This window comes from Lentibacter sp. (assembly GCF_029254145.1).
In the GTDB taxonomy this organism is placed as follows: domain Bacteria; phylum Pseudomonadota; class Alphaproteobacteria; order Rhodobacterales; family Rhodobacteraceae; genus Lentibacter.
In genome coordinates this window covers 1-8582 of sequence record NZ_JAQWYD010000021.1, presented here as the reverse complement: position 1 = coordinate 8582, position 8582 = coordinate 1, and the positions used below count along the sequence as shown (strand labels likewise).

The 8582-nt window shown below is 56.7% G+C and carries 9 protein-coding genes; 6 read left to right on the top strand and 3 right to left on the bottom strand.

What is annotated here, in order from left to right:
* The 3 genes from P8O11_RS02520 to P8O11_RS02510 all read left to right on the top strand — a co-directional run.
* A partial coding sequence (locus P8O11_RS02520; RefSeq protein WP_367186820.1) for an alpha/beta hydrolase occupies positions 1-327 on the top strand: 327 nt, incomplete at its 5' end.
* Positions 327-563, top strand: coding sequence for a hypothetical protein (locus tag P8O11_RS02515; protein ID WP_300291305.1), 237 nt, complete (start codon positions 327-329; stop codon positions 561-563). The genes P8O11_RS02520 and P8O11_RS02515, both read left to right, overlap by 1 nt.
* Positions 560-1147 carry an HD family hydrolase gene (locus P8O11_RS02510; protein WP_300291303.1) on the top strand — a complete coding sequence of 196 codons (588 nt, stop codon included), beginning with the start codon at positions 560-562 and terminating at the stop codon, positions 1145-1147. The genes P8O11_RS02515 and P8O11_RS02510 overlap by 4 nt, the downstream gene beginning before the upstream one ends.
* 112 nt (positions 1148-1259) lie before the next feature.
* Here P8O11_RS02510 and P8O11_RS02505 read toward each other — a convergent pair whose 3' ends face one another.
* The 3 genes from P8O11_RS02505 to P8O11_RS02495 are packed head-to-tail and all read right to left on the bottom strand — an operon-like array spanning position 1260 to position 5835.
* Complete coding sequence (locus P8O11_RS02505) at positions 1260-1847, bottom strand: GNAT family N-acetyltransferase (protein ID WP_300291301.1); 588 nt, start codon at positions 1845-1847, stop codon at positions 1260-1262.
* Positions 1840-5307, bottom strand: coding sequence for a transcription-repair coupling factor (gene mfd, locus P8O11_RS02500; RefSeq protein WP_300291299.1), 3468 nt, complete (start codon positions 5305-5307; stop codon positions 1840-1842). Before mfd ends, P8O11_RS02505 begins: the two co-directional genes overlap by 8 nt.
* 3 nt (positions 5308-5310) lie before the next feature.
* Positions 5311-5835, bottom strand: coding sequence for a component of SufBCD complex (locus P8O11_RS02495; RefSeq protein WP_300291296.1), 525 nt, complete (start codon positions 5833-5835; stop codon positions 5311-5313).
* 117 nt (positions 5836-5952) lie between these two features.
* Here P8O11_RS02495 and hemB point away from each other — a divergent pair, with 117 nt between their 5' ends.
* From hemB to P8O11_RS02480, 3 genes are all read left to right on the top strand, one after another.
* Positions 5953-6951 (top strand): porphobilinogen synthase, encoded by a 999-nt coding sequence (hemB, locus tag P8O11_RS02490; RefSeq protein ID WP_300291307.1) that lies wholly within the window; start codon positions 5953-5955, stop codon positions 6949-6951.
* A 150-nt stretch (positions 6952-7101) separates the two neighbouring features.
* Positions 7102-7662, top strand: coding sequence for a YSC84-related protein (locus P8O11_RS02485; RefSeq protein WP_300291294.1), 561 nt, complete (start codon positions 7102-7104; stop codon positions 7660-7662).
* Between the two features lie 493 nt (positions 7663-8155).
* A partial coding sequence (locus tag P8O11_RS02480; protein WP_300291292.1) for a DNA gyrase subunit A occupies positions 8156-8582 on the top strand: 427 nt, incomplete at its 3' end.

Below are 8582 nucleotides of genomic sequence, written 5' to 3'. Positions count from 1 at the left end.
GGCGCATGGATTGGCATGCAGCTTCTGATGCGCCGTCCCGAGATCACAGGGTTCATCTCAGTCTCACCGCCCGCAAATATGTATGACTTCTCCTTCCTTGCGCCCTGCCCTTCTTCGGGCCTCATGATCAACGGCACCGCCGACCGCGTCGCGCCGCCCGCTGATACAGTGACACTGGTCGATAAACTCCATGAGCAAAAAGGCATTACAGTCACACACGAGCAAGTAGAAGGCGCAGGCCACTTCTTTGAAAACGACCACATGGATACGATGGTCGGCAGCGTCCAAAGCTATGTGAAGCGCCGCCTCACGGAAAGCTCGCGCTGATGTCGACCCTGCAGGAAACTGCCTCAAAACTGGCGGATGACACCATCAAAATCATGGAGCAATCGGGCGATGACCGGTTGCACTTTGAAGTTGCCGACCTTTTGGGAAAGTCTTCACAAACCCTCGAAGAAGCCTATCTCACAGAGGTCCGCGTGCGCATGGCGGGCAAAGCGGCCCGCGCCTTGCTGCTTAAAAAGGCAAAAGCCCTGGTGGACGCACAGAAACCGCAGGAATGAGCAGCCGCCTTGACGCCCAAATGGCCTTCCTCATGGAGGCCGACAAGCTCAAACAGATTGTCCGCGGAACAACGCTCGCAGATGGCTCACGCTATGAAAACTCGGGCGAGCACAGCTGGCACATCGCGCTCTTTGCGCTGGTGCTCGGTTCCGACGCACCCGCCGACGTCAAGGTGGACCGCGTCATCAAGATGTTGCTTTTGCATGATCTTGTGGAAATAGACGCAGGTGATGAGCCCATATTCGGCGATCACGACGCCACTGAGATGGCCGCCAAAGAAGTGGCCGCTGCAACACGGCTCTTTGGCCTGCTGCCTCCCGATCAGGCGCAGAGTTTCCGCGCCCTCTGGGACGAGTTCGAAGCAGCACAGACGCCCGATGCGCGCTTTGCCAAATCACTCGACCGCTTCCAGCCGCCCAATCAGAACCTCGCCTCAGGCGGCGGGTCTTGGGTTGAGTATGATACAGACTATGCTCGGTTCGAAGCGCGTGTGGGCAACAAGATCAAACTCGGCGCGCCCTGGCTCTGGACGTGGTTACAGCCGAAAGCAAAAGCGTGGTTTGCGGCACGAGGAAAGCTGTAGCTTTTCGAGATTTGCTACGCAAATCCGACCCAGAGGGGGCTTTGCCCCCTAGATTCAAAAGTCATAGGACTTTTGAATCCTACCCCCAGGATATTTTTAGAAAGAAAAAGGATCAGAGCAGCGGAATTTGCGGCGCACTGCTTTTGGGCAGATGCCCTGTGAGCCGTGCATCGGCTGAGACTTCAACGCAGCGCTTGTAGGGTGTAAATCCCGAGCGGATGTAAAACGCCAGTGCCTTGGGGTGATCCAGCGTGCAAGTGTGCACAAAAAGGCGCGAGATATCCTCATCCCAAGCCCGCGTTAGCGCCTCATTCATCAGCCAGCGCCCCGCTTGGCCGCCAACTTGATCGGGCGTCAGCCCAAAAAATGCAAGCTCACACCCCGCTTCACCACGGAAATCAAGCTCAAGCAGCCCCGCGTCCTTCGTACCACTCTTCGCCACATAAAGATGGACTTTGGGGTCCGTCAAAACCGCAAGCAAAGCCTCATCCGTCATCTCAAGGCGACTGGACCAAAGATAGTCGCCCCCCACCTTCGCAAAAAGCGCCCGATAGCGCGCCGCGTCCGGCGTGATGATCCGCGTCAAACGAAGCCCCTCAGCCTGACAGGCGCGCAGCTCAGGACGACTGTGCATCTCAAGATAGGTCACAACCGAAGCGGTAAACCCCTCGGGCACATCGTAATATCCATTCTCAAGCACGTTTTGCTGCCTTTCTGGCTTTCTTCTCGTCCGCCACTTTCTGCGCCAGATCGCGCGCAATCGCGAAGGCGCCTTTGATCTTGTCACCGTCTGTCTTCCAGTCGCGGCGCACAACGATCTTATTGTCTTTGACCTTGGCCAGCCCCTTCTGGTCGCGGATAAACTCGACAAGCCCCACAGGAGAGGCGAATTTGTCGTTGTGGAACTGGACAGTCGCGCCCTTCGGCCCCCCGTCAAGCTTGGCAATGCCTGCCTTCTTGCACATCGCCTTAATGCGCACGACAAGCAAAAGCGTGTTCACTTCACGCGGCAGCGGACCAAAGCGATCGATCAACTCAGCCGCAAAACCCTCCAGTTCAACTTTACCATCCAACCCACTGAGACGGCGATACAAACCAAGACGCACATCAAGATCAGGCACATAGTTTTCTGGGATAAGAACAGGCACGCCAAGCCCGATAGAAGGCGACCAATCGCCCTCCTCCACAATGCCTTCGGCTTCACCCGCACGGATCTTGGCAATCGCCTCTTCCAGCATGCTTTGGTAAAGCTCATAGCCCACATCGCGCATCTGGCCGGATTGCTCCTCGCCAAGCAGGTTGCCAGCGCCACGAATATCAAGATCCTGTGACGCAAGCGTAAAGCCTGCACCCAGCGTATCAAGGCTGCCAAGAACGCGCAGACGCTTCTCTGCCGTGGCAGTCAATGGCTTCCGCGGCCGCGTCGTCAGATAAGCATAGGCACGGGTCTTTGAGCGGCCAACCCGCCCTCTGATCTGATAAAGTTGCGCCAGACCAAACATATCAGCTCGGTGAATGACCATCGTGTTGGCCGTCGGAATATCAAGCCCGCTCTCTACAATCGTCGTCGCCAACAGCACGTCATATTTGCCGTCGTAAAAGGCGTTCATCCGGTCATCAAGCTCGCCTGCTGCCATCTGCCCATGCGCCACAATATAGCTAACTTCCGGAACATGCGTTTTGAGAAAATCCTCAATCTCGGGCAAATCGGTGATGCGCGGCACCACATAAAAACTCTGACCGCCGCGATAATGCTCGCGCAACAGCGCCTCACGGATCGTAACGCCATCAAATTCGCTCACATAGGTACGAATGGCGAGACGGTCCACAGGCGGCGTGCCAATGATACTCAGATCACGTACGCCAGACAACGAGAGCTGGAGCGTGCGCGGAATCGGCGTCGCCGTGAGTGTCAGCACATGCACATCAGAGCGCAGCTGCTTGAGCCGTTCCTTATGCGCCACACCAAAATGTTGTTCCTCATCAATGATAAGAAGTCCCAAGTCCCTAAAACGCGTATCCTTGGCCAGTAGGGCATGCGTCCCGATCACGATATCAACAGTGCCGTTTTTCATACCCTCACGGGTGAGCTTGGCGTCTTTTGCGCTCACAAAGCGGCTCAGCGGACGCACCTGCAAAGGAAAGCCGCGGAAGCGCTCGGCAAAACTCTTGTAATGCTGACGCGCCAGCAAGGTCGTTGGCGCAATCACGGCCACCTGCGCACCTTGCATGGCCGCCACAAAGGCCGCGCGCATCGCCACTTCGGTTTTGCCAAAGCCAACATCACCACAAATCAGGCGGTCCATCGGCTGACCAGAGCCAAGGTCTGTCAGAACATCCTCAATCGCGCTGAGCTGATCATCGGTTTCCTGATAGGGAAAGCGCGTGGCAAACTCCTCCCAAGCATGCGGCATCGGCTCCATAACGGGCGCGCGGCGCAGGGCCCGTTCAGCAGCAACCCGAATGAGCTTATCGGCCATTTCCCGAATGCGCTCTTTGAGACGGGCCTTCTTGGACTGCCACGCGCCGCCGCCAAGACGGTCAAGCAAGCCCTCCTCGTGGCCATAGCGGCTCAAGAGCTCGATATTCTCAACAGGAAGATAGAGCGTTGAATTTTCGGCATATTCCAGCTTGAGGCACTCATGTGCAGCGCCCAGAGCTGTGACAACTTCGAGGCCGTGATAGCGGCCCACGCCGTGATCGACATGCACAATCAAGTCACCTGCCGACAAACTTTGGGCCTCTGTCAGGAAGTTCTCGGCTGTGCGCTTTCTGCGCGGCGCTCGGATGAGCCTGTCGCCGAGGATATCCTGCTCGGCAATGACAACCATATCAGGCGCTTCAAAGCCTTGCTCCAGTGGCCAGACGGCCAAATGAAGTCCGCGTTTTCCGATACGGCGCGCATCCTTCACGGTGACCGCGCCGATCAGACCTTCATCATCAAGCAGACCTTCGATACGCTCGCGCGCGCCCTCTGAATAGGAGGCCAACACCACAGGCTTTTCACCCATTTTTGCTTCGATATGGTCCTTTAGGACACTGAAAAGGTTGACGTTTTCAAGCTGTCGTTCGGGTGCAAAATTGCGCCCGATCCGCCCGCCTGCGTCTATCACGCCCGCGCCTGTGGGCTGGGGCAGTGTCACGAGCTTAAGCGCGCGCAGTGGCGCTGTGGCTTTGGCCCACGCGGGCTCATCAAGATAAAGCTGCTCTGCAGGTACGGGCTTGTAGACAGAGTCCATCCGCCCGCGCGCACCAAGCGCTATTTTGCGCGTTTCATATTGGTCAACTATACCATCCCACCGCGCCTCGCGCTTGGCCTCAAGTCCCTCATCAAGGGTCAGGCTCGCGTTTGGAACATAGTCAAACAGCGTTTCAAGGCGCTCATGGAAGAATGGTAGCCAATGCTCGATCCCCGCGTGCTTGCGCCCCGCCGAGACGGCCTCATAGAGCGGATCGTCCGTCCCTGCCGCGCCAAATTCGAGACGGTAATTCTGACGAAACCGCGTGATCGAAGCATCATCAAGCAAGACTTCGGACACCGGTGCAAGCTCAACGCCGCCAAGTGTCTCCGTTGTGCGTTGCGTCGCCGCATCAAAGCGGCGCACCCCGTCCAGCACATCGCCAAAGAAGTCGAGCCTGACAGGTCCGCCATCGCCGGGCGGAAAGATATCAATGATACCGCCCCGAATGGCGTAGTCACCGGGCTCTGTAACAGTTGGGCTTTGTGAAAAGCCCATGCGCACCAGAAAGTTGCGCAACGCCTCTTCATTGACCCGCTCGCCCACTGTCGCCTTGAACGCCGCTTCGCGCAGAACCTCGCGCGCAGGAATATACTGCATCGCTGCACTCAGCGTCGTCAGCAGGATATAGCGCTGCGGCATCTCATGCACGAGCGCCGCCAGAGCGGCCATCCGCGCGGCAGAAATGTCAGGGTTGGGCGACACACGATCATAGGGCAGGCAGTCCCATGCCGGAAATGCAAAGACAGGCAGATCAGGCGCAAAAAACTGCAAGCTGGCGCGCATCATGGCCAAGCGTTTGTCGTCGCGCGCAATATGAAGAACAGCGCCCGCCTTTTCGGCCTCGGCCACCAGAAGCTTGGCATCAAAGCCCTCAGGCGCACCGCTGACGGTGATATGGTCTTTCCCTTGCGCGCTCATATCTTAACCAAGCACGCCATATGTGAGGTTTTGGTACATGCCCCAAAGCGCTGTCACAAAGATCGAGATCATCCCGATCACCTGCGTGATCGTGCGCTGGCGAAACATTAGCTTTTGGAGCCGCTCACCCACCGCTTCTTCCTCACGAATGAGCCGCGCAGTCGAAAGCGAAAGTGCCCCAATCAGCGACATGGGAAACCCGAGCAAAAACAAAGCCTGCGCAAACTCATACCCGTAGAAAAAGCCCAAAAGCCCCAGCATTGTCAGGAAAAAGCAGGCAAATCCCAAGAGCCACAGCCCCGAGACCGTGCCAATATGCAGCAAACGGTTTGTATTGATCCGTACGATATCCAACAGGTCTTCCTCATATTGTCCGCCCTCGCGTTGCGCGCGCAAAACCATGTCCCACGGCACACCAAGAACCCAATGCGAAGTCGTCGACCACATAACAGCCAATGCGATCCAGAACCAAAGGTTACTGAACGAGCGCATATCAATCAGCTCAAAAACCGTAGAATACCAGTCCAAGGCCCGCGCCCCTCACATTGTTTCGCCTCTCATAGCGTGCGTCTCAGGCAATTCCAACCTTGAGGTGACGCAATTTCCATGACAGTTTCAGCACGCATAGATTTTCGGAGACACATGATGCGCGCGATCCAAGCCCCCTTCCCTGCAACACGGCTGCGCCGCACCCGTCAAAGCGAGGGCATCCGCGCGCTCGTCGCGGAAAACACCCTCTCACCAAGCGATCTGATTTGGCCACTCTTCGTACGCGATGGCGAGGGTGTAGAAGAGCCCGTGCCGTCCATGCCAGGCGTGCTACGCCGCTCTGTTGACAAGGTCGTTGAGGCGGCCCGCGAAGCCCATGCGCTCGGCATTCCCGCGATTTGCCTCTTCCCGTACACAGATGCAGCAAATCGTACTGCCGATTGCGCCGAGGCATGGAATCCAGACAATCTGAGCAACCGCGCAACGCGCGCCGTCAAGGCCGCTGTCCCTGACATTGCGATCATGACTGATGTCGCACTCGATCCCTATTCTGACACAGGCCACGACGGCTTTGTCGTCGACGGCAAAATCATCAATGACGAAACCGTAGAAGCGCTGATCAAACAGGCCCTCTCCCAAGCCGAGGCAGGCGTCGATATCATCGGCCCAAGTGATATGATGGATGGCCGTATCGGCGCTTTGCGTGCCGCTCTTGAAGCCGCAGGCCACAAAGATGTGCTCCTGCTTTCCTATGCTGCCAAATACGCCTCCGCCTTTTACGGCCCCTTCCGTGACGCGGTCGGCGCAGCAGACGCGCTCAAAGGCGATAAGAAAACCTACCAGATGAACCCAGCCAACACAGATGAAGCCCTGCGTTGCGTCGAGCGCGACCTGTCAGAAGGCGCCGATATGGTCATGGTCAAGCCTGGCATGCCCTATTTGGACATTTGCCGGCGCGTCAAAGACGCCTTTGGCGCCCCCACATATGCTTACCAAGTCTCTGGCGAATACGCGATGATCATGGCCGCGGCCGAAAACGGCTGGATCGACGGCGACAAAGCGATGATGGAGAGCCTGATGTGCTTCAAACGGGCGGGATGCAACGGCATCTTGACCTATTTCGCCCCCCGCGCGGCCCGCCTTTTGGCCTCCTAAACGCCAAAGAACTCGCCTCAAGGGCGAACAAACTGGCAGAATAACGCTCAACAGAGCTTGTTTGGGGTGACACCCGCGCTCAAAAGGCGTAGTCTTGAAGACAAGCTGGACATAACCGGCACTTTATTCAGGCAATACGGCAGTGAAATCATGAATACACTTTCTCGCAGATCTTTTGCGCTTGGCGCAGTTGCAAGCACTGGCCTTCTGGCCGCCTGTGGCAACGGCATCGGCTCCAAGGGCAGCGCGTCTATTGACGCTCGCGTTGATCAGACCCTCAACTTCCTTTATGGCCAATATCCCTCGACACAGGGCCTAGCAGCTAAATCAGCTGGTATGCTAGTGATGCCACTGGTGACAGAAGCAGGCTTCGGAATTGGCGGTGGCTACGGTCGCGGCGCACTTCGCGTCAATGACGTGACGGTAGACTACTACTCCGCCACCAAAGGCAGCTTTGGCTTGCAAATCGGCGCACAGCAATACGCTCACGTCCTCTTCTTCATGACAGAAGACGCCCTGATGGGCTTCCGTCGCTCCAACGGCTGGGCCGCGGGTGCTGACGTTGAATATGTCTTCCGAGATCAAGGCGAGAACATTCGCGCCGAAACGACCACAGCCACCTCTCCGGTGCTGGCTTTGATTTTCGGTCAGGCGGGCTTGCTTGCAGGCGCATCGCTTGAAGGCGTGAAATACTCGCGCATCATTCCATAAAGAACGTGGGCCGCGGGGCTTCTCCCTCCCGCAAGTGCCCTAAAGTCTCCCTCCCCAAAATATCGGGGGGGGCTTTTTCTTTTGAGCGCTGAAAGCTTCAGGTCTAAAAGAGCCGCTTTCTCGCCTCTTCCAAGTTCACTCTTGCAGCACCGCACGCTGCATTGACTAATTTTTCCTTAACACATCTTCAATTTGGGCGGTGCACGCTTTGTGCACGCCTTGTGCACGCTTTTCACCCCCCTTATTTTTGCAGCTTTGCAGCGCGTTAACCTTGCTGTGCGGTGGTGTAACGATCGGCGCTTTTCCAAACTCAAAACAACGCGTCCCCGCAAGCGAATAAAATTGAATTAAAAACCCAATAATAACAGAGGGATAACCCTCAACCTGCCGCCACCTTCAAATGAGCAACCCCACGCCCATTGCACCCTATATGATGGCTCTGATATACATTTCGAAACAACATATTGATCCACAGGACAGGCGAGAAAATCACGTGAGCGACACGCCCGAAACACCTGAAAACAAAGACGAAAATACGCCAGCGCGTTACGTCTATGATGGCCCGAAAATCTCGATCGTCGATGAGATGAAGAGCTCCTACCTCGATTACGCCATGAGCGTCATCGTGAGCCGAGCGATTCCCGATCTGCGAGACGGCCTAAAACCTGTGCACCGCCGCATTCTCTACGCCATGCATGAGACCAACAACTCGCATGACAAACCCTACCGTAAATCGGCTCGCCCTGTTGGCGATGTGATGGGTAAATATCACCCGCACGGCGACAGCGCGATCTATGACGCTCTCGTGCGGATGGCGCAGGATTTCTCTATGTCCCTGCCGCTTCTTGACGGTCAGGGAAACTTCGGCTCCATGGATGGCGATAACGCTGCGGCTATGCGCTACACAGAAGTGCGTATGG

Coding starts and splice junctions, on each gene's coding strand:
- P8O11_RS02515 (WP_300291305.1), top strand. CDS start 327: ATGTCGACCCTGCAGGAAACTGCCTCAAAACTGGCGGATGACACCATC.
- P8O11_RS02510 (WP_300291303.1), top strand. CDS start 560: ATGAGCAGCCGCCTTGACGCCCAAATGGCCTTCCTCATGGAGGCCGAC.
- mfd (WP_300291299.1), bottom strand. CDS start 5,307: ATGAGCGCGCAAGGGAAAGACCATATCACCGTCAGCGGTGCGCCTGAG.
- hemB (WP_300291307.1), top strand. CDS start 5,953: ATGCGCGCGATCCAAGCCCCCTTCCCTGCAACACGGCTGCGCCGCACC.
- P8O11_RS02485 (WP_300291294.1), top strand. CDS start 7,102: ATGAATACACTTTCTCGCAGATCTTTTGCGCTTGGCGCAGTTGCAAGC.